The following is a 20770-nucleotide window of genomic DNA, read 5'->3' on the forward strand; positions in this document are numbered from 1 at the left end:
GCGAGGTCAGCGACTTGAGCAGGTCGTCGATCGTGGACTGGAGCGAGTCCAGGAGGTCGGAGACCGGGTCGGCCGCCGCCGCGGCCCGGTCCGTGCCGCTCTAGCTCTCCGGCGTCAGGCGACCTGGCCCGCGAACGCCCGGTACGCCTTCTCGTCGAACAGCACGAACCGGACCTCCTCGACCGCGGTCTGCGTCTCCCGTACGGTCTCCACCGCGATCCGGGCGGCGTCGTCCATCGGCCAGCCGTAGATGCCCGCGGACACGGCCGGGAAAGCGATGGTCCGGGCACCCAGTTCGTCAGCCACGCGCAGGGACTCGCGGTAGCAGGAGGCCAGCAACTCCGACCGGTCCTCCTCGTGGCTGTAGCGGGGGCCGACGGTATGGATCACCCAGCGCGCGTCCAGGTCGCCCGCGGTGGTGGCCACCGCCTTTCCGGTCGGCAGACCCTTGCCGTAGTGCGAGGCACGCAGCTTTCGGCAGTCGGCGAGGATCGCGGGGCCACCGCGGCGGTGGATGGCCCCGTCGACTCCTCCTCCGCCGAGCAGGGAGGAGTTGGCGGCGTTGACGATCGCGTCGGCGCTCTCGCGGGTGATGTCGCCCTGGACGAGCCTGATGGTGGTCATGACCGCCACTCTTCCAGCCCGCTCCGCCGGGGGCAGCGCGGTTTCGATCTCTCTCAGGTCTGCTGTCGCAGCCTGCGCCATACGGCCTTCGCGGCGTTGTGTCCCGACATGCCGTGCACGCCCGGTCCCGGTGGGGTCGCCGACGAGCAGATGAAGACGGCCGGGTGCGGGGTGCCGTACGGGGACAGGGAGAGCTTGGGACGCAGCATGGTCTGGAGTCCGCTGACCGCGCCGGAGCCGATGTCGCCGCCGACGTAGTTGGCGTTGCGCGCGGCGAGTTCGGGCGGGCCCGCGGTGGCACGGGCGAGGACACGGTCACGGAACCCCGGGGCGAAGCGCTCCAGTTGGCGCTCCATGGCGTCGGTGAGGTCGCCGGTCCAGCCGCTGGGCACATGACCGTAGACCCAGAACACGTGCTTCCCGGCGGGGGCCCGACTCGGGTCGACGACACTGGGCTGCACAGTGATCATGAACGGCCTGTCGGGCGCACGGCCCTCCCGGGACGCGGCTCGCAGCGCGGTACCGATCTCCGCGCTGTCGGCGCCGATCTGCACGGTGCCCGCGCCGCGCGCCTCCTTCGCGGTCCACGGCACCGGGCCGTCGAGGGCGTAGTCGACCTTGAAGACGCCCGGGCCGTAGCGGTAGCCCTCGTAGTAGGTGCCGAAGCCGGCGATGCGGGCCAGGGCGGTCGGCGAGGTGTCGAAGACGTAGGCGCGGGCCGGCGGCAGGTCGTCGAGCCGCTTGACCTCGTAGTCGGTGTGGACGCTGCCGCCGAGGTCGTCGAGGTACGCGGCGAGGGCGTCGGAGATCGACTGGGAGCCACCGCGCGCCACGGGCCAGCCGCGCGCGTGGGCCGCGAGGGCGAAGACCAGACCTATGGCGCCGGTGGCGAAGCCGCTGAGCGGGGCCATGACATGCGCGACGAGTCCGGCGAACAGCGTCTTCGCGCGCTCGTCGCGGAAGCGGCGCATCAGCCAGGTCGACGGGGGCAGCCCGACCAGACCGAAGCGGGCCAGGGTGACCGGGTCGCGGGGCAGCGCGGTCGCGGGCAGGGACATGAAGTCGCGGGCCAGGGTGTCCCACTTGGGCAGGAACGGCTCGACGAGCCTTCGGTACGTCCCCGCGTCACGCGGCCCGAACGAGGCGGCCGTCTCGGCGACCGACCTCGACAGCACGGCGGCGGTGCCGTCGGTGAAGGGATGCGCCATGGGCAGCTCGGCGTGCAGCCACTCCAGGCCGTAGCGCTCCAGGGGCAGGGCACGGAACGCCGGGGAGTTGATACCGAGGGGGTGGGCCGCGGAGCACGGGTCGTGCCGGAAGCCGGGGAGGGTCAGCTCCTCGGTGCGGGCTCCCCCGCCCACGGTGTCGCGCGCCTCGAAGACGGCCACGGAGAAGCCGCGGCGGGCCAGCTCCACAGCAGCCGTCAGTCCGTTCGGCCCCGCACCCACCACGACCGCATCGAGCATCGACGGCACCTTCGGACCCCTTCGTCAGCCGATGGCCAGAGGATCAGGATATGCCGGGGCACCGACAGTCTCGGGGCGTGGGGGTAAGTCGGGGGTAGCGGGGGGCGGGGATGGGGGGGCGGGGCGGGGGCGGGTTCGGCTCTGGGGGGGGGAGGTCGGGTTCGGGGGAGGTCGGGTTCGGGGGAGGTCGGGTTCGGGGGAAGTCGGGTTCGGGCGGCCGGGCTCGCGGGGGCTCCGGAGCCGGGGAGACGGCCGGGTTCGGGGGGAGACCGGGCTCCAGTGGGCCGGGCTGGGGAGGAGGTCGGGCTCCGGGGGCGGGCTTGGGAAGGAGTGGCGGGCTTCGGAGGCGGGCTTGGGAAGGAGTGGCGGGCTTCGGAGGCGGGCTTGGGAAGGAGTGGCGGACTCCTGGGCCGGGCTCCGGAAGAAGCGGCGCGCTCCGGGAGGCGTGGCGGGAGACCGGGGCCGGCGCGTGGGAAGGCGAGGAACGGCCCGCACCCTCAGGTCACGATCCTGGCTCCCGGCCGGCGACGACGCCGGTTGCGGACTCTGCGGGGGGGCGCAGGCTCCAGTCCCTCCTGACCTGACCCGACCTGACCATGCCCGCGACCTCGACCTCGACCTCGACCGTCCCCCGGCTCCGGCCCCGGCCCCGGTTCCGCCCGCCCCGGCCATGACTGCGGCCTGCGGCTCAGCCGTCGCGTCAGGCCTCGCCCGCCAGCAGCCCCCTCACCCTCCGGGCCGTCGCCGCGTCGCGGGCCGCGGTGAAGGGGAGCGTGTTGCCGCCCTTGATGCTGAACGGTTCGCCGGTGAGGGTCAGATGGGCGCCGCCCGCCTCCTCGACCAGCAGCAGGCCCGCCGCATGGTCCCAGGCCGCCTCCCAGGAGAACGCCACGGCGTCCGACTCGCCCCGGGCGACGGCGAGATACTCCAGACCGGCCGAGCCGCACGGGCTCGGTGCCACGCCGTCCGTCCACAGCCCCAGCAGGCCGCGCTTCTGCTCGTCCGTCGTGTAGTCCGGGTGGGAGGTGGCCACTTGGAGGTCGCGGCCCTGGTCGGGGACGCCCGCGCGCAACCGCTCGCCGTCGAGGAACGCGCCCCGGCCGCGTATCGCCGTGGCCAGTTGGTCCCGGGCCGGTGCGTAGGTCCAGGAGGCGAGCACGACGCCGCTCCTCGCGAGCGCGACCAGCATGCAGAAGCCGGGGTCGCCGTGCACGAACTGCCGGGTGCCGTCGACGGGGTCGACTATCCATACGGGGGTGTCGCCCTGCAGCGCCTCGTACGACGCCGGGTTGGCGTGGACCGCCTCCTCGCCGACCACGAGGGAGCCGGGCAGGAGGCCGCCGAGCACCTCGGTGAGGTACTGCTCGGCCAGTCGGTCGGCGTCCGTGACCAGGTCGTGCTGGCCCGCCTTCTGGTCGACCTCGTGCGCGGCGAGCCGCCGGAAGCGCGGCATGACCTGGGCCGCGGCGGCCTTGCGCACCGCCTCTTCCACGTCGCCCGCGTGCCGGTCGAGAAACTCGTCGATGGTTTCCGTGTCTTCGATCATGACTCCATGAGAGCACGAGGGTCTGACAATCCCCACCCGCCCGGTGAAGGGCGGGTGCAATCACCGTGAACACCGGTAATGCGGAGACAACGGGCACTAAAATCAGTACAAATGATGCATATCTGTCACCGTCCCACCGCATACCCCTGCATCCCCCGCGGATTGGCCGCCGCCGACAGCACCCCCGTCTCCGGATCCCGTGCCACCGCGCACAACCGTCCCTCCGACCAGGGCTCCCCCACCGTGACGTCGTGCCCCCGCCGCCGCAGCTCCTCGACCACCCGGGGATCCGTCCGCGCCTCCACGGTGAGGCTCCCCGGCCGCATCCCCCGCGGATAGAAGGACCCGGGGAAGCTGTCGTTGTGCCAGTTCGGGGCGTCGATCGCGCCCTGGAGGTCGAGACCGCCGCGGACCGGGGAGCGCAGGGCGACGGCCAGGAAGAAGTGCAGCTGCCACTGGTCCTGCTGGTCCCCGCCCGGGGTGCCGAAGGCCAGAACGGGCACGCCGGCGCGCAGGGCGATCGAGGGCGTGAGGGTGGTGCGGGGGCGGCGGCCGGGCGTGAGGGAGTTCGGCAGGCCCTCCTCCAGCCAGGTCATCTGCAGCCGGGTGCCGAGCGGGAAGCCCAGTTCGGGCACGACCGGGTTGGACTGGAGCCACCCGCCGCTGGGCGTGGCGGCGACCATGTTGCCCCAGCGGTCGACGACGTCGAGGTGGCAGGTGTCGCCCCGGGTGGTGCCGTCGGAACCGGTCTCGGGCTCGCCGGGTACGGGGGACGTGGGGTTCTTCGCGACCGTGGGCTCCCCCACCCCCATCGGGCTGAACCCGGGCTCCTCGGTGACGACCGCGTACGCGTGGGCGCTGAGTCGCGGGGCGCGCCCGCCGGGGCTGCCCGGCCGCAGCTCGTACGAGGCCTTGCCGCCGACGAGTTCACGCCGCCCCGCGTTGTACTCGGCCGACAGCAGCTCACCGAGCGGTACCTCGGCGGCGTCCCCGTACCAGGCCTCCCGGTCGGCCATGGCCAGCTTGCAGCCCTCGACCAGCAGATGGACGTACTCGGCGGACCCGTACCGCGGCAGCTCGGGCGGCAGCAGCGCGAGCTGCTGGAGGAGGACCGGGCCCTGGCTCCAGGGACCGGCCTTGCACAGGGTCCAGCCGTTCCAGTCGTACGTCGCCGGAGCCTCGTAGGTCGCGGACCACCCGGCGAGATCGGCGGCCGTGAGCGTGCCGGTGTGCCGCGCGCCGCTGGTGTCCAGGGTGGGCCGGCGCGCCTGCCGTACGAGCGCCTCGGCGATGAACCCGGTACGCCACACCTCGCGCGCCGCCTCGATCTGCGCGACCCGGTCGCCCGCCCCCGCCGCCTCGTCGATCAGCCGCTTCCAGGTGGCGGCGAGGGCCGGGTTGCGGAACAGCTCCCCCGGCCGCGGGGCCTTCCCGCCCGGCAGGTACACCTCCGCCGACGAGGTCCACTCCGTCTCGAACAGCTCCCGTACGCTCTCGACGGTCGCGCCGACGTTCTCCACGGGCGCGTGCCCGTCCTCGGCGTACCCGATGGCGTACCTGAGGACGTCGGCGAGGGACTTGGTGCCGTGGTCACGGAGCAGCAGCATCCAGGCGTCGAAGGCGCCGGGGACCGCGGCGGCGAGGGGGCCGGTGCCGGGGACGAGATCCAGGCCCAGTCCCTTGTAGTGGGCGACGCTCGCCCCGGCCGGCGCGACGCCCTGCCCGCACAGCACCCGCACCTGTCCTCCGGCGGGCGCGAGCAGGATCGGCACCTCGCCGGCGGGTCCGTTGAGGTGCGGCTCGACGACGTGCAGCACAAAGGCACCGGCCACCGCCGCGTCGTACGCGTTGCCGCCGTCCTCCAGCACCGCCATCGCCGACTGCGAGGCCAGCCAGTGGGTGGAGGACACCATGCCGAAGGTTCCCTGGAGGGTCGGCCGGGTGGTGAACGACATCTCTCACCTCACTGCTGGGGCGCGCCTCGGCCGGTCCGAAGCGGTCACGGTCACGGATCCTTTCATTCCCGGGCGCTCGGACCTCAGGAGCCGCGTGCCGTCACCAGCCCCGACTCGTAGGCGAACACGACCAGTTGGGCCCGGTCCCGGGCGCCCAGCTTGGTCATCGCGCGGCTGATGTGGGTCTTGGCCGTGAGGGGGCTGATCACCATGTGCTCGGCGATCTCCTCGTTGGTCAGGCCGCGGGCGGCCAGGGCCGTGACCTCGCGTTCGCGGCGGGTGAGGCACTCCAGACCGGGGGCGGTGGACCGGTCCGGGGGACGGGAGACGAACTCGCCTATCAGGGTGCGGGTGACCGCGGGGGACAGCAGCGCCTCGCCCCGGGCCACCACTTCGATGGCCTGGAGGAGGTCGGCCGGCTCGGTGTCCTTCAGCAGGAATCCGCTCGCGCCCGCCCGCAGCGCCTCGAAGACGTACTCGTCGACGCCGTAGTTGGTGAGGATCACCACGCGGACCCCGGCCAGCTCCGGATCCGCGGCGATCCGCCGGGTCGCCTCGATGCCGGTCATCACCGGCATCTGTACGTCGATCAGCGCGATGTCGGGCACCTGCGCCCGCACCAGCTCCACGCCCCGCTCCCCGTCCGCCGCCTCCCCGACCACCTCGATGCCGTCCTCGGCGTCGAGCAGGGCCCGGAACCCGGCCCGCATCAGCGCCTGGTCGTCGACGAGCGCCACCCTGATCACGCCACCGCCTCCACGCCCGCGACGTAGCCGCCCGTCAGCCTTGTCACGCCAACTCCCCCGCTCCCAGAGGCAGTTCTGCTCGCACCGAGAATCCGCCTTCCTCGCGCGGTCCGGTGTGCAGCGTCCCGCCGAGTGCCGTGACGCGTTCGCACATGCCGGTGAGGCCGTGGCCGGGCCGGGGCGGGCAGTCCGGATGTGCGGCCCCGTCGTCTTCGACGCGTACGGCCAAGGCGTCCTTGCCGTAGGCCAGTTCGACCCGTACCTTCGCCGTTCCAGCGTGCCGGGCCGCGTTGGTCAGGGACTCCTGGACGATCCGGTACACGGCCCGGTCGAGCGGGGCGGGCAGGGCGCACTCCTCACCCGTCACGCACAGTTCGACGGCGAGACCCGCGGCCCGCGCCCGCTCCACGAGCAGCGCCGGGGTGCCGGTCGGCTCGTCGGTGCGCAGGACCTCCAGCGTGGCGCGCAGCTCGCGCATGGCCTCGCCTCCCGCCTCCTGGATGGCGAGCAGGGCGGGCGGCACCTCCTCGCCCCGCTTGCGCGCCAGATGTACGGCCACGCCCGCCTGAAGCTTGACGATGGAGATGCTGTGGGTGAGGGAGTCGTGCAACTCCCGGGCTATCCGCAGGCGTTCCTCGCCGGCCCGGCGCAGGGCGGCCTCCTCCCGGGTCCGCTCGGCCTCCAGGGCACGCTGTTCGGTCTGGCGCAGATAGGCCTGCCAGTTGCGGCCGGCGAGGCCCGTCACCACCGCGCACACGAACCAGCCCGCGAGCAGCGCGGTCTTCTCGACCGCCTCCTGGGCCGTGGGGCCCGTCGCCGCGTACGCCCCGAGGAAGACTCCGCTCGCCCCCGCGGCCCAGCCCCGGTGTCCTCCCTGGGAGGCCAGGTGCACTGCGGCGAAGACGGACAGCGCGCCGAGGGGGCCCGGGTGGGCGTGCAGGACGTAGGCCGCCCCGCTCACCGTGGCCACGGCCAGCGCCACCAGCGGGGCCGTGCGGTGGAACGCGAGCGCGGCCGCGCTCACCACGAGGAACCCGAGGTCGAGGGCGGTCGTGTCCGCGTCGAGAGTCGCCGCGGCCACGACGAGGGCGCCGACCACGACCACGAGGGCCAGGTCGGCGAGCCGCTGGGAGATGGCCGAATCGACCGGGTGCCCGCTCATGCCCACACGCTAGACCGGCACACCGACACCGGCGTCAGCCCTGTGGACAACTCCCCCGCTACTCCCCCCGTAGTAGTCCCCGGCCCGGCCCGCGCCTGCGGACGCAGCGCCAACTCCCTTCGGCCGTACGACGACCGCGCCCGAGGGCGGGAGCAGGCTGCTGTGCATGTCCACACCCTTCCGCTACACCCGGCCCCTGCCGCCCAAGTCCGCCACCGGCCCGGTCGCCGAGGTCTACGGGCAGATGTCCCGCGACTTCGGCATCGACGAACCCGTCACCTTCGTGGTCCTGTCCTCCGCGCCGGAGCTCCTCGCCCCCGCGTGGGCCCTGATGCGCGAGTCGCTGATCGCCGGCCCCGGCAGCCGCACCGGCAAGGAGCTGGCGGCGCTCGGGGTCTCGCTGGCCAACCGGTGCCCGTTCTGCGTGGACGCGCACACCATGCTGCTGCACGCCACCGGCGACCACGCGCTCGCCGAACGCGTCGCCCGAGGGGAGCGGCCGGCGAACGAGGAGCACGCGCGCGTACTGGAGTGGGGCAGGCACACGCGCGTGCCGGGCGGCCTCGGCGCGGCGCCTTACCCGTTCCCGCGCGAGCACGCTCCGGGCTATCTCGGCACCGTGCTCGCCTTCCACTTCATCAACCGGATCGTGTCCGCCCTGCTCACCGAGAACCTGCTGCCGGGCAACGCCCAGCGCTTCCGGGCCGTGCGCAGTCTCGCGGGCCGCACCCTCGCCCGGACCGTACGCCGGCCCGCCCGGCCCGGCGCGTCCCTCGCGCTGCTCGACCTGCCCGACCCCGGCGAGGCCCCCGCGTGGGCGGACGGTACGCCCGTCGGACTCGCGTACGCGGCGCTGCTCCGGGCGGCCATGGCGGGCGCCGGACTCCTCGGCACCGACGACCAGGATCTCGTGGAGGAGGTACTGCTGGACTGGGACGGCTCGCACCCGCCGCTCGACCTGAGCGGATTTCCGGATCGGCGGGAGCGTCCCGGTGCGCGTCTGGTGCTGCTGGCCGCGCTCGCGCCGTACCGGATCACCGACGAGGACGTGGCGGCCTGGCGGCGGCCGGAGCACACCGACCACGGTCTGGTGCACCTCGTGGCCTACGGGGCGTTCCTGGCCGTGGACCGCATCGAATCGGCCCTCCACCGGCCCATCGCCCGGACATAAGCGGACACATGACGCAACGACGGCAGGGCACAGTGACGGCACAGGTACGGAGCGAGTTCACACTTCCGCCCCACAGGGAGACATGTGAAACTGGCGTCCGTCCGCAGTGCGGACCCCTCCGCACCGTCCGTCCCCCACGAAAAGTGCGCCGTGCGAAATCTTTCCCTCCCGCTCGCGCTCACCGCGCGCATCTCGCCCGTCGTCGTACTCGCCGCGGCGGGCTGGGTGCTGACGTCGGGCCCGGCCACGACGCCGGCCACCCAGAAGGAGTCCTCATCGGCTCCGCAGTCCGCCGGCGAGTCCCCTTCGGGCGCGTCCACGGCGGCCGCCACGAAGCAGTACGCCGCCGCGCCCGCGCCGTGCGGCAGCATCGGCGCGGCGACGATCAAGTCGCTGGTGCCGGGCGCCAAGACGGCCGGCAAGGAGATTCCCTCGACGGACACGGCACTGCGCCGCACCTGCTCCTGGAACGCGCTCAAGGGGTACGACTACCGCTGGCTGGACGTGTCCTTCGAGATCACGGAGTCCGACCAGGCGGCCGCCAAGTCGTACAAGGACAACGTCGCCGAGAAGAGCGGCGGCGGAAACGTGCCCGGCGTCGGGGACGCCGGGTACTCGGTGGTGAACCTCACCACCGAGAACAAGCAGCAGACCCGTGAGGGCGTGGTCATGATCCAGGCGTCCAACGCGCTGGTGACCGTGACGTACAACGGCAGCGACTTCGAGTCGAAGAAGGCGCCCAGCACGGACGAGATCAACAAGGGCGCCATCAAGGCCGCCAAGGAGGCGGTGGCGGCGCTGGAGAGCGGCCAGAAGGCCTGAGCCGGCAGATCCGGGCCGGGCCCGGCCGCCCTCCACACACGCGAGGCGGCCCCTCAGGCCGCGATGCCCTCCTGCTCCTTGCCCTTCGGCAGCATCAGCGCGACATACAGCACCAGTGACGTGGCCAGGCCCACCGCCCAGCCGTAGTCGGCCAGCGGCTTGAGGAACGGGATCAGACCGTCGGCCGGGAACGGCCCGGCCTTCTTGCCGTCCGCACCCACCCCCGAGTACGAGCCGCCGACCGCGAGCAGACCGCCCACCACGAAGGCGACGATGGCGCGCCAGTTCCAGCCGTTGGCGTACCAGTAGCGGCCACCGGGCGTGTAGAGGTCCGCGAGGTGCAGGACCGTGCGCCGGACGATCCAGTAGTCGGCGATGAGGATGCCCGCGACCGTGCCGAGCAGGCCGCCCACGACTCCGAGCCAGGTGAAGATGTAGAACTCCGGCGTGGAGATCAGCTTCCACGGGAAGATCAGGATGCCGACGACACCGGTGATCAGCGCGCCCGTACGGAAGTTGATGAACTTCGGGGCCAGGTTGGACAGGTCGTACGCCGGTGAGACCACGTTGGCCGCGATGTTCACGGAGATGGTGGCGACCAGCACGATGACCAGCGCGAAGAGCAGCCCGAAGGCGTTGTCCGTCTTGGCGGCCAGCGCGACCGGGTCCCAGATGGCCTCGCCGTAGATGGCCTCGGACCCCGAGGTGACCAGCACCGCGAGGACCGCGAAGAGGGTCATCGTCGTGGGAAGACCGAGGGCCTGCCCCCAGGTCTGCGCCTTCTGGCTGGCGCCGAAGCGGGTGAAGTCCGGGATGTTCAGGGACAGAGTGGCCCAGAAGCCGATCATTCCCATCAGGGACGGGAAGAAGACCGGCCAGAAGTCGGCGCCCCAGCCCAGCTTCGAGGGCTGGTCGAGCAGCGCGCCGAAACCGTCGGCCTTGACCGCGATCCAGATCAGCAGCACGAGCGCGCCGGCGATCACGAAGGGCGCGGCCCAGTTCTCGAAGTGCCGCAGGAAGTCCATGCCGCGGTAGATGATCGCGATCTGGAGCGCCCAGAACAGCAGGAAGCAGAGCCACAGGGGCCAGGGGTTGCCCGCGATCTTGCCCGCGTCCTCCCAGTGGCCGCCGGTGAGCTTGGAGCCCAGGGCGAAGATGCCGCTGCCGCCGATCCAGGTCTGGATGCCGAACCAGCCGCACGCCACGGCGGCCCGGATCAGCGCCGGGATGTTGGCGCCGCGCAGCCCGAAGGAGGCGCGGGCGAGCACCGGGAAGGGGATGCCGTACTTGGGCCCCGCGTGCCCGGTGGCCAGCATCGGGAAGAGCACGATGATGTTGGCCAGCGCGATGGTGAACACGGCCTGCTTCCAGTCCATGCCGAGCGCGACCAGGCCGGAGGCCAGGGTCCAGCTGGGGATGCAGTGGGCCATGGAGATCCACAGGGCCGCGAAGTTGTACGTCGTCCACTTGCGCTCGGATACCGGTACGGGACGCAGGTCCTCGTTGGCGAAGGGGCTGTCGGCGGGGAATGCCTCGGGGGCGAGCTCGACGCGGCCGCCGGCGGACTGCGGTATCGGCGACCCCGTGGGGACTGTTTCGGTCATGGGCAGGCCAATCGATCAGAACGGGACGGGATAGGCCGTGCGGGGGCCTTGGGCGGGGCCGGGACGGGCGGGGAGGCCTTTCCCGGCCCCGCCACCCCTCCCCGGGACGGCGGGGAGGGGGGACAAGGAGTGGGGGGTCGGTCGAGCGGCTGTGCGGTCCGGGTCAGGAGTTGAGAGCGGGGATGACCGTGGAGCCGTAGGCGTCGATGGTCGCTTCCTGGGCGTCGTGCATGTCGTAGACGGCGAACTGGTCGACGCCCAGCTCGCGCAGCGCGTTCAGCTTCTCGATGTGCTTCTCGACCGGTCCGATGACGCAGAACCGGTCGACGATCTCGTCGGGCACGAACGCGGTGTCCGGGTTGTCGGCGCGCCCGTGGTGCGAGTAGTCGTACCCCTCACGCGCCTTGATGTAGTCCGTCAGCTCGTCGGGGACGGCGGCCGAGTGCTCGCCGTACTTGGAGACCAGGTCGGCGACATGGTTGCCGACCATCCCGCCGAACCAGCGGCACTGCTCACGCGCGTGGGCGAGCGCCTCCGGCGAGTCGTCCGCGGTGACGTAGGCGGGGGCGGCCACGCAGATCTTCACCTCGGACGGGTCTCGCCCCGCGGCGACCGCCGCGTCCTTGACCGCCTTCACCATGTACTCGGTGAGATACAGGTCGGACAGCTGGAGGATGAACCCGTCGGCCTCCTCACCGGTCATCTTCAGGGCCTTCGGGCCGTACGCCGCCATCCATACGGGGAGTTCGGCGTCCTCCTTGATCCACGGGAACCTGATCACCGTGCCGCCGAGGTCGGCCTCCTGGCCCGAACCGAGCGCCCGGATGACCTTCATGGCCTCGCTGATCCGCGCCAGGGTGTTGGGCGTACGGCCCGCGACGCGCATCGCGGAGTCACCGCGGCCGATGCCGCACACCGTGCGGTTGCCGAACATGTCGTTGAGGGTGGCGAAGGTGGAGGCGGTGACCTCCCAGGTGCGGGTGCCCGGGTTGGTGACCATCGGGCCGACCTTCAACTTCGAGGTGTTCGCGAGGATCTGACTGTAGATCACGAACGGCTCCTGCCAGAGCACGGCGGAGTCGAAGGTCCACCCGTAGGTGAAGCCGTTGCGTTCGGCCCGCTTCATCAGGCTGATGACCTTCGAGGCGGGCGGATCCGTCTGCAGGACGAGTCCGAAGTCCATGGGCGCCACTCCTAGTTGAGGTACTGACAGGTGGAGCGCGGGGTGTACGTGCCGTGTCCGGCGCGTCCGGTGTACTCCCGCTCGGTGATGACGAGTTCGCCCCGCGAGAGGACCGTCTCGACCCGGCCCGTGAGGCGCTTGCCCTCGTAGGCCGAGTAGTCGACGTTCATGTGGTGGGTCTCGGCGGAGACGATCTGCTCGGCGTGCGGGTCGTAGATGACGACGTCAGCGTCGGCGCCCGGGGCGATGGTGCCCTTCTTCGGGTACATGCCGAACATCCGGGCCGGGGTGGCACAGGCGATCTCGATCCAGCGGCGGCGCGAGATGTGCCCGTCGACGACGGCCTGGTGGAGCAGGTCCATACGGTTCTCGACGCCCGGGAGGCCGTTGGGGATCTTGGAGAAGTCGCCGCGGCCGAGCTCCTTCTGGCCCACGAAGCAGAAGGGGCAGTGGTCGGTGGAGACGACCTGGAGGTCGTTGGTCCTGAGCCCCTGCCACAGCTTGGCCTGGTGCTCCTTGGGACGAAGCGGCGTGCTGCACACGTACTTCGAGCCCTCGAAGTCCGGTTCCGCGAGGTTGTCCGTGGACAGGAACAGGTACTGCGGGCAGGTCTCGCCGAAGACGTTGAGGCCCTCGTCGCGCGCCCGCGCCAGCTCGGCCACCGCCTCCATGGCGGAGACGTGCACGACGTAGAGGGGCGCGCCGGCGACCTGCGCGAGCTTGATGGCGCGGTGGGTGGCCTCGGCCTCCAGAAGCGCCTTGCGGACCTCGCCGTGATAGCGGGGGTCGGTCTCGCCGCGGGCCAGCGCCTGCTCGACCAGGACGTCGATCGCGATGCCGTTCTCGGCGTGCATCATGATCAGGCCGCCGTTGTCGGCGGAGCGCTGCATGGCGCGCAGGATCTGGCCGTCGTCGGAGTAGAAGACGCCGGGGTAGGCCATGAACTGCTTGAAGGAGGTGACCCCCTCCTCCACCAGCAGGTCCATCTCCTTGAGCGTCTCCTGGTTCACATCGGAGACGATCATGTGGAAGCCGTAGTCGATGGCGCAGTTGCCCTCGGCCTTGGCGTGCCAGGCGTCCAGGCCCTCGCGCAGGGAGTGGCCGACGCTCTGCACCGCGAAGTCGACGATGGTCGTCGTACCGCCCCAGGCGGCGGCCCGGGTGCCGGTCTCGAAGGTGTCGGAGGCGAAGGTGCCGCCGAAGGGCAGCTCCATGTGGGTGTGGACGTCGACGCCACCGGGGATCACGTACTTTCCGGTGGCGTCGATCGTGCGGTCCGCGGTCCAGCTCTGGGTACCGGGCACGGCGAGGGCGGCGACGCGGCCGTCCTCGATCAGCACGTCGGCGTGGATCTCGTCGGACGCGGTGATGACGAGGCCACCGCTGATGACGGTACGGCTGCTCATGTTCCCTCTCCTGCCAGGGTGGACGGTTCGGTCAGGGTGCGGTCAGCGGGGGGTACGCGTCCGGACGGCGGTCCCGGTAGAACTGCCAGCGGTCGCGGACCTCCCTCAGCTTGGCCATGTCCAGGTCGCGGACGACGAGTTCGGTCTCCTTGTCCGAGGCGACCTCGCCGACGAACTGGGCCTCCGGGTCGACGAAGTACGTCGTCCCGTAGAAGTCGTTGTCGCCCAGCTCCTCCACACCCACCCGGTTGATCGCGCCGACGAAGTACTCGTTGGCGACGGCCGCCGCGGGCTGCTCCAGCTGCCACAGGTACGCGGACAGGCCGCGCGAGGTGGCCGACGGGTTGAAGACGATCTCGGCACCGGCCAGGCCCAACGCCCGCCAGCCTTCCGGGAAGTGGCGGTCGTAGCAGATGTACACGCCGATCCTCCCGACCTTGGTGTCGAAGACCGGCCAGCCGAGGTTGCCGGGTCGGAAGTAGAACTTCTCCCAGAATCCCGGAACTTGGGGGATGTGGTGCTTGCGGTACTTGCCGAGGTACGAGCCGTCCGCGTCGATCACCGCGGCGGTGTTGTAGAGGACGCCGGGCTGCTCCTCCTCGTACATCGGCAGGACGAGGACGATCCCCAGCTCCTTGGCCAGCGCCTGGAACCGCTTGACGATCGGGCCGTCCGGGATCTGCTCGGCGTACTCGTAGAACGCCTTGTCCTGGACCTGGCAGAAGTACGGCCCGTAGAACAGCTCCTGGAAGCACAGGACCTGAGCACCCTGCGCGGCCGCGTCCCGGGCCGCCTGCTCGTGTACCTGGATCATCGACTCCTTGTCGCCCGTCCACGCGGTCTGGAAGAGGGCGGCACGAATCACTCTGCTCATCGGGACCTCCGGTCGCTCGGTGTGCGAGAAGACTAGGAAGTCCGAAAAGCTGCTTTGAGTTGCACGGTGTCACGTCTGCGGGCGTGCGGCGTGCCACGGTGTCACTCTCTCGTGAGCCCATGTTTCACCGCCGTTTTCCCAGGTCGTGGCTTGTTTCAGGCCTGTTGCGCGTCGTGTGCGAGGAGTGCGATGTGCACCGAGGCGGCCTGCTCGAAATCGTCCAGGTCGACGCCCAGCCGGCCCTGTATCGCCTCCAGCCGGCGGTAGAGCGCGGGCCGGGAGACGTGGTGCAGCTGGGCGGTGCGGGACTTGTTGCGGCCGGTGGCGAGGTAGGTGCGCAGCACCGCCAGCAGATCGTCTCCCGCCGCGCACAGCAGCCCGTCCAACTCGCGCTCGGCGAAGGACTGCACATGCGGGTCGTCGCGCAACAGCCTTATCAGTCCGCGCAGATGGACGTCCTTGAGGCGGACGACGGCGGGAAGGTCGAGTGCCCCCGAGGCGACCGCGTCCGCGACGTGCCGGGCCTCACGCATGCCGGCGGGGACGTCGTCCCAGGCGGTGCGCGGATCCGCGGCGGCCACGACCGTCTGGGTCAGCCGCGCCGCGAAGTTGGCGGTGAGCACGGCGGCGTCCTGGTCCCGGGCCAGGCTCAGCAGCACGGCGGTGGCCCCGTCGGCGAGTTCGGCGACGATTCCGGGCAGCCCCAACAGCCGTAGCACCCGGTCGAGTTCGGCCGGATCGCCGTCCCGCACGACGAGCGGGACGAAGGTGCGCCGGTTGACGGGCAGCCCGGCCGCCCGGGCGCGGGGCAGCAGCTGCCGCGCCGGTACGACCCCGCTGACCAGGTCGGTGAGCAGGCTCTGCGCGGACTGCTCCTCCCAGGTGTGGGCGGAGGTGCCGCCGAGCATGCGGTGCAGGACAAGGGATTCGGCGGCGCGGTCGGCGAGGAGGCGTCCGGTGGCGGTGTCGCCGCGGTAGCCGCACAGCATGATCTGGCCCCAGCGCTCCCCGCGCCCGCTCAGTTCGGCGCGGATCCAGCCGTCGCCCTCGCTGCCTCCCCCAGTGCCTGAACGGCCTGGGAGGTGCCCCCATGCCTGACGGGCGATGCGCTCCCAGTCGCGCAGCACGTCGTCCACAGCGGACCGCTCCCCCGCCGTGGCGAGGACGCGGTGGGCGAGGTTGGTGACGACGACGGGGCAGCCGCTGTGGTGGGCGATCTCGTCCAGCAGGTGCTGGAGCGGGGCGCCGGCGGTGATGAGTCCGGTGAGGGCGGTACGGACCGCCTCGGACATGCTGACGGCGGCGAACTTCCGCCGCACCAGCCGGGCCTGGACCTCCTCCGTCAACTCCGCGAAGGGGAAGGGCCGGTGCAGGACGACCATGGGCAGCCCGCACCGCTCGGCGGCCCGGCGCATCACGTCCGGCGGGGCCGGGAAGGCGCGGCCGAGTCCGAGGACCACGGCCGCGGCCTCCGCGCGGTGCAGGGACTGGATGTACTCGGCCTGTTTGCCGTCGTCCCCGGCGAGCAGCACACCGGTGGTGAGGACCATCTCGCCGCCGCTGAGCATCACACCGACGTCGGCCGCCTCCGCCACGTGCACCCAGCGCACGGCCCGGTCGAGCTGAGCGGCACCGGCCACCACCTCGGGCTCCCCGGCCAGGACCCGTTCCAGCATGAGGACCTGACGGACCGAGAGGGTCGGCGCCAAGGACTCCAGAGGCTCCGAGGTGGTGCTCATGACGGTGTTCCCTTGCTGTGGACCTACTGGATGGTGCTCCTCAGAGCGTGTTCGAGGATCGTGGCGCCCTCTTCGGCCTCCGCGACGGTCAGGGACAGCGGCGGGGCGATCCTGAGGGCGCTGGTGTTGTGCCCACCGCCCTTGCCGAGGAGCAGTCCCTCGGCGCGGGCCGCCTCCAGGACGGCCGACGCGGCCTGCGGGTCGGCCTCGTCGGTGCCGGGTTTCACCAGCTCGACGCCGAGCATGAGCCCACGCCCGCGCACCTCCCGTACGCCGGGAATCTGCGCGGCGACCGTCCGCAGCCGCTCGATCAGTAGTCCGCCGACGCGCCGGGCGTTGCCCTGGAGGTCGTGTTCCAGGAGGTACGTCAGGTTCGCGAGGCCGGCCGCCATGGTGATCTGGGTGCCGCCGAAGGTCGAGATGCTGTTGGAGTCGAGGCAGTTCATGATCTCGGCGCGGGCGACGACCCCGCCGATGGACATGCCGTTGCCGATGCCCTTGGCGAAGGTGAGGATGTCCGGTGGGCCGTTGCGGTCATGGGCCTGCCAGCCCCAGAAGTGGTCGCCGGTACGGCCCCAGCCGGTCTGCACCTCGTCGGCGATCCAGAGGATGCCGTGCTCGTCGAGCACTTCGCGGAAGGCGGCGTAGAGGCCGTCGGGCGGGGAGGTGAAACCGCCGACGCCCTGGATCGGCTCGGCGATCAGGGCGGCGGGCGGCCGGGTGTGGCCGAGGAGGTCCCGGAGGTCGTCGACGCAGGCCGCGATGAAGTCGTCGTCGCCGAGGGAGGCGTAGGGGCCGCGGGTCCGCACGCCTCCGTGGACGTACAGCGTCTGGAGCGGGGACAGCGAGGTGGGCGACCAGCCGCGGTTGCCGGTGATGCCGACCGCGCTGAAGGAGCGGCCGTGGTAGCTGTTGCGCATCGCCAGGATCGTGTTGCTGCGCCGGTAGGTGGTGGCGAGCAGCAGGGCGGTGTCGTTGGCCTCGGTGCCGGAGGTGGTGAAGAAGACCCGGGCGTCCGGGATGCCGGACAACTGGGCGACACGCTCGGCGAGTTCGACCATCGGCCGGTTCAGGTACAGGGTCGACGAGTGGATGATCCGCCCGGCCTGTTCGCTCACCGCCTTGGTGATCTCGGGCAGGGCGTGCGCGGTCATCGTCGTGAGGATGCCGCCGAAGAAGTCGAGGTACCTGTTGCCCTCGGCGTCCCACACGTACCGGCCCTCGCCGTGCGTGATCTCCAGCGGCTCCTCGTAGTACAGGGCGAGCCAGTCGGGCAGGACGGCCCGGTGGCGTCCCAGCAGGTCCTTGGTCACGGCTGCACCAGCCCTTCGTAGGCGTCGGGGCGGCGGTCGCGGTAGAAGGCCCACTGCTGCCGCACTTCCTCGATGAGGTCGAAGTCCAGGTCGCGGACGACCAGTTCCTCCTCCTTGTCGCTCGCCGTCTCCCCCACGAACTGGCCGCGCGGGTCGACGAAGTACGACGTCCCGTAGAAGTCGTTGTCGCCGTACTCCTCGACGCCGACCCGGTTGATGGCGGCGACGAAGTACTCGTTGGCGACGGCGGCCGCGGGCTGCTCCAGGCGCCACAGGTGGGAGGAGAGCCCCCGGTGCGTGGCGGACGGGTTGTAGACGATCTGGGCGCCGTTCAGGCCCAGTTGCCGCCAGCCCTCCGGGAAGTGCCGGTCGTAGCAGATGTAGACGCCGACCTTGCCGACGGCCGTGTCGAAGACCGGCCAGCCGAGGTTGCCGGGCTTGAAGTAGTACTTCTCCCAGAAGCCCTTGACCTGCGGGATGTGGTGCTTGCGGTACTTGCCGAGGACGCTGCCGTCGGCGTCGATCACGACCGCGGTGTTGTAGTAGAAGCCGGACTGCTCGACCTCGAACACCGGCACGACGATCACCATGCCGGTCTCGCGGGCGAGGTCCCGCATACGACTCGTGGTGGGGCCGTCCGGCACCGGCTCGGCCCAGCGGTAGTGCTCGGGTTCCTGGACCTGGCAGAAGTAGGGGGCGTTGAACACTTCCTGGAACCCGATGATCTTCGCGCCCTGTCGGGCCGCCTCGCGGGCGTGCTCCTCGTGTTTCGCCACCATGGACTCGGTGTCGCCGGTCCAGGTGGCCTGGACCAGAGCGGCGCGTACGACGTTGGCCATGAGCTGCTCCTTCGGCGGGACGTCAGAGCCTCTACGCCCGTAGAAGGGGCCGTAGAGGGACGAACGTAAGCCTCCTGGACAGGCTTGCCAAGACCATCGTCGTTAACCCGCGAAGTCGATCACGTTTCACACTCCAGTGGAGGAGTGATGTGCCCGGTCAGGGCGGTTGTGGGGGACCTGTCAGGCAGAGAATCCGGCGACCCGCAGGGCGTGCACCAGATCCCAGTGCCGTTCGTCCGAGACGCCTCGCGCGGCCGCCAGGAGAAGCGGTACGAGGGTCCCCGGGCCGGGTTCGGCGCTGCGGGCGGCCTCCTCGGGGGCGCGGACGCGGACGTAGGCGTCGAGGAGCGCGGTGACCTCGCGGCGGCGGCCCTCGGCGACCAGCCCGAGCACGGCCGTGCCGATCTCGCCGGCGGGCCGGGCGACGCCCTGCCTGAGGATCTGCTCCCCGTCCGCGCCGCGCCCTGCCGCGACCAGCGCGTCGGCGGCGGCCACCAGCCGGTCGGCGGGCAGCGACGCGGCCTCCCACAGCAGGGAGGCCCAGTCGGCGCCGAGCCCGGCGTGCTGAAGCTCCGCGGCGAGCAGCGGGAAACGGTCGGCGGGCCAGTGGGCGAGCTCGACGAGCACGCCGTGCGCCTCGCCGGTACGCCCCTCCGAGCGCAGCCGCACCAGCGTCGCGACCGTATCGGCGGTCTCCCGCCGCGCCACCGCGTCCAACGCCTCGGCCCCCTGCCCCGGACCCGCCGCCGGCACCTCCGCGGCCCCGGCGAAACGGGCCCCGCGCGGGGTCCGCCCCTTCGCCACGGGCGCGGTGGGCAGCTCGGGCACGGCCGCCGGGGGTACGACGACGGGGGCGCCGTCCTCCTCGACCGCACCGGCGAACCGGGCACCGCCGCGGCGGCGCTTGCGCTTTGCCTCCGGCGGTGGGGCGGTGGGGGTGGGTTGTTGCGGGGGGTCGATGTCGGATGGGGGTGTGCGGTCGGGGGCCTGCTGATACGGGGCGTGGGCCGTGGGGGAGGCGTCTGCCTGGCGGTGCTGGTGGGGGCCGTGGGCCGTGTGGGGGCCGTCGGCTTGGCGGTACTGGTGAGGGGCGTGTCCGGAGTGGGCGGCTTCCGCGGGGCCAGGACGCTGGGGTGCGTGGTCGGGGGTGTCCGCATCGACCGGGGCCATCGGGTGCGGGCGGTAACCCGGACGGGCCGTTCCAGCGACACCGGGTCGCCGAGACACGTCTCCCGAAGCGTCCACCCAGGCGGAAGGCTGCGGGGCGGGGGCCGAGCGGGTGGCTTCCGTGGCACCGGAGCGCCCTGCCACGTCTCCGGAAAAATCCGGCCAGACGGAAGACTGAGGAGCGGGCGCCGAGCGAGCGGCTTCCGCGGCACCAACTCGCCGAGACACGTCTCCCGAAGCGTCCACCCAGGCGGAAGGCTGCGGGGCGGGGGCCGAGCGAGCGGCTTCCGCGGTATCGGCGCGATGTGGCGCAGCTCCGGAGGAGTCCGCCCAGGCGTGTCCGGATGCGTGTCCCGAGCGGGCGGCCTCGGTGGGGCCGGCCCACTGCGGGGCGTGTCCGGTGTGGGGCGCCTCGGCGTCAGTCGCCGGCGCGGCATCGCGCTGCTGCGGGATGTTCGGGAACTCAGTGCTTCCGGGGCCGGCCTCGCGACCGACGTCCCTTCTTGCGTGTCCGCCGCCCCCGGCATCCCCCCAACCGCGGTCGCCCCGGGCCCCGTCCCCGTGCCCTTCCCGGAACACCCCGCCGTCCGCGACCTGCCCCCGCCTGATCGCCCGGGCCTGGTTGTCCAAGGTGCGGTGGTCCAACTCGGCCATCCGGGACTGGAGTTCGGCGCAACGGCGTACCGCGCGTTCATGGTCGTCGCGGGCCCAGGCGAGGTCCAGGCGGATGGCGTCGGCCTCCTCCTGGGTGGTGGCGCCGGCGAGGCGGCGGCCCAGTTCGGCCTGGCGCTCCGCGGCGTAGCGCTGTTCGCGGAGCATCACGTCGAAGCGGTCACCGAGGGCGTCCCGGCCGCCGGGGCGGGCGTCGTGGGCGGCCTGGGCGGCGGCGTGCAGGGGGCGGGCCCGGTCCGCCTCGGCGTGGGCCGCCTCCGGGCCGTACGCCACCGCGAGGTCCTGCAGAAGCGACTCGACCACGTCCCACGGCGGCACTTCGCGGCCGTCGAGGCAGGCCTGCATACCGTCCGGGTCGCGCTGCCAGAACACCGCGCACCAACCGGCGCCCTGATCCAGGCGCGCGAGCACACCGTCCAGGTAGGCCACGAACTCCCGCATCCGACCCGGGAGTTGATCCACTGCCATCGCTCAACTCCCG

At 71.9% G+C, this 20770-nt stretch carries 16 protein-coding genes; 2 read left to right on the forward strand and 14 right to left on the reverse strand.

Going from position 1 to position 20770, the window contains the following annotated elements; genetic code table 11:
- Positions 1-114 precede the first annotated feature (114 nt).
- The 6 genes from RKD20_RS08490 to RKD20_RS08515 form a co-directional block, all read right to left on the reverse strand.
- Entirely contained in the window at positions 115-624 is a 510-nt protein-coding gene (locus RKD20_RS08490) for an O-acetyl-ADP-ribose deacetylase (protein WP_424877166.1), read from the reverse strand.
- Positions 625-677: 53 nt separating this feature from the next.
- Positions 678-2090 (reverse strand): phytoene desaturase family protein, encoded by a 1413-nt coding sequence (locus tag RKD20_RS08495; protein ID WP_424877167.1) that lies wholly within the window; start codon positions 2088-2090, stop codon positions 678-680.
- A gap of 700 nt (positions 2091-2790) precedes the next feature.
- Entirely contained in the window at positions 2791-3636 is an 846-nt protein-coding gene (locus RKD20_RS08500; RefSeq protein WP_424877168.1) for an inositol monophosphatase family protein, read from the reverse strand.
- Positions 3637-3761: 125 nt separating this feature from the next.
- Entirely contained in the window at positions 3762-5591 is a 1830-nt protein-coding gene (locus RKD20_RS08505) for a gamma-glutamyltransferase family protein (RefSeq protein ID WP_424877169.1), read from the reverse strand.
- A gap of 83 nt (positions 5592-5674) precedes the next feature.
- Entirely contained in the window at positions 5675-6337 is a 663-nt protein-coding gene (locus RKD20_RS08510; protein ID WP_352381447.1) for a response regulator transcription factor, read from the reverse strand.
- A gap of 43 nt (positions 6338-6380) precedes the next feature.
- Positions 6381-7499, reverse strand: a complete 1119-nt coding sequence (locus RKD20_RS08515) for a sensor histidine kinase (RefSeq protein WP_424877170.1) — start codon at positions 7497-7499, stop codon at positions 6381-6383.
- Positions 7500-7665: 166 nt separating this feature from the next.
- On the opposite strand from RKD20_RS08515, the gene RKD20_RS08520 reads away from it, so the two are divergent.
- Together RKD20_RS08520 and RKD20_RS08525 are read left to right on the forward strand one after the other, a co-directional pair.
- Complete coding sequence (locus tag RKD20_RS08520) at positions 7666-8670, forward strand: carboxymuconolactone decarboxylase family protein (RefSeq protein WP_424877171.1); 1005 nt, start codon at positions 7666-7668, stop codon at positions 8668-8670.
- Between the two features lie 150 nt (positions 8671-8820).
- Positions 8821-9492 carry a hypothetical protein gene (locus tag RKD20_RS08525; RefSeq protein ID WP_424877172.1) on the forward strand — a complete coding sequence of 224 codons (672 nt, stop codon included), beginning with the start codon at positions 8821-8823 and terminating at the stop codon, positions 9490-9492.
- A 53-nt stretch (positions 9493-9545) separates the two neighbouring features.
- Here RKD20_RS08525 and RKD20_RS08530 read toward each other — a convergent pair whose 3' ends face one another.
- From RKD20_RS08530 to RKD20_RS08565, 8 genes are all read right to left on the reverse strand, one after another.
- The gene (locus tag RKD20_RS08530) at positions 9546-11096 is read right to left on the reverse strand and encodes an NCS1 family nucleobase:cation symporter-1 (RefSeq protein ID WP_424877173.1); all 1551 of its coding nucleotides are present in this window, start codon (positions 11094-11096) and stop codon (positions 9546-9548) included.
- Positions 11097-11259: 163 nt separating this feature from the next.
- Positions 11260-12279: a TIGR03842 family LLM class F420-dependent oxidoreductase gene (locus tag RKD20_RS08535; RefSeq protein ID WP_424877174.1), complete on the reverse strand. Its 1020-nt coding sequence runs from the start codon at positions 12277-12279 to the stop codon at positions 11260-11262.
- A gap of 11 nt (positions 12280-12290) precedes the next feature.
- Positions 12291-13685, reverse strand: coding sequence for a dihydropyrimidinase (gene hydA / locus RKD20_RS08540; protein WP_424877175.1), 1395 nt, complete (start codon positions 13683-13685; stop codon positions 12291-12293).
- Between the two features lie 31 nt (positions 13686-13716).
- Positions 13717-14559, reverse strand: coding sequence for a nitrilase-related carbon-nitrogen hydrolase (locus tag RKD20_RS08545; RefSeq protein WP_351991510.1), 843 nt, complete (start codon positions 14557-14559; stop codon positions 13717-13719).
- Between the two features lie 155 nt (positions 14560-14714).
- Positions 14715-16298, reverse strand: coding sequence for a PucR family transcriptional regulator (locus tag RKD20_RS08550; RefSeq protein WP_424877176.1), 1584 nt, complete (start codon positions 16296-16298; stop codon positions 14715-14717).
- Positions 16299-16321: 23 nt separating this feature from the next.
- Positions 16322-17611 (reverse strand): aspartate aminotransferase family protein, encoded by a 1290-nt coding sequence (locus tag RKD20_RS08555; RefSeq protein ID WP_424877177.1) that lies wholly within the window; start codon positions 17609-17611, stop codon positions 16322-16324.
- On the reverse strand, positions 17608-18450 hold the full coding sequence (locus RKD20_RS08560; protein WP_020119080.1) for a nitrilase-related carbon-nitrogen hydrolase: 843 nt from the start codon (positions 18448-18450) through the stop codon (positions 17608-17610). The genes RKD20_RS08555 and RKD20_RS08560 overlap by 4 nt, the downstream gene beginning before the upstream one ends.
- A 180-nt stretch (positions 18451-18630) precedes the next feature.
- On the reverse strand, positions 18631-20757 hold the full coding sequence (locus RKD20_RS08565; RefSeq protein WP_424877178.1) for a hypothetical protein: 2127 nt from the start codon (positions 20755-20757) through the stop codon (positions 18631-18633).
- Positions 20758-20770 lie beyond the last annotated feature (13 nt).

The sequence above is a fragment of the Streptomyces sp. SLBN-8D4 genome (genome assembly GCF_049739545.1).
Classification (GTDB): domain Bacteria; phylum Actinomycetota; class Actinomycetes; order Streptomycetales; family Streptomycetaceae; genus Streptomyces; species Streptomyces canus_C.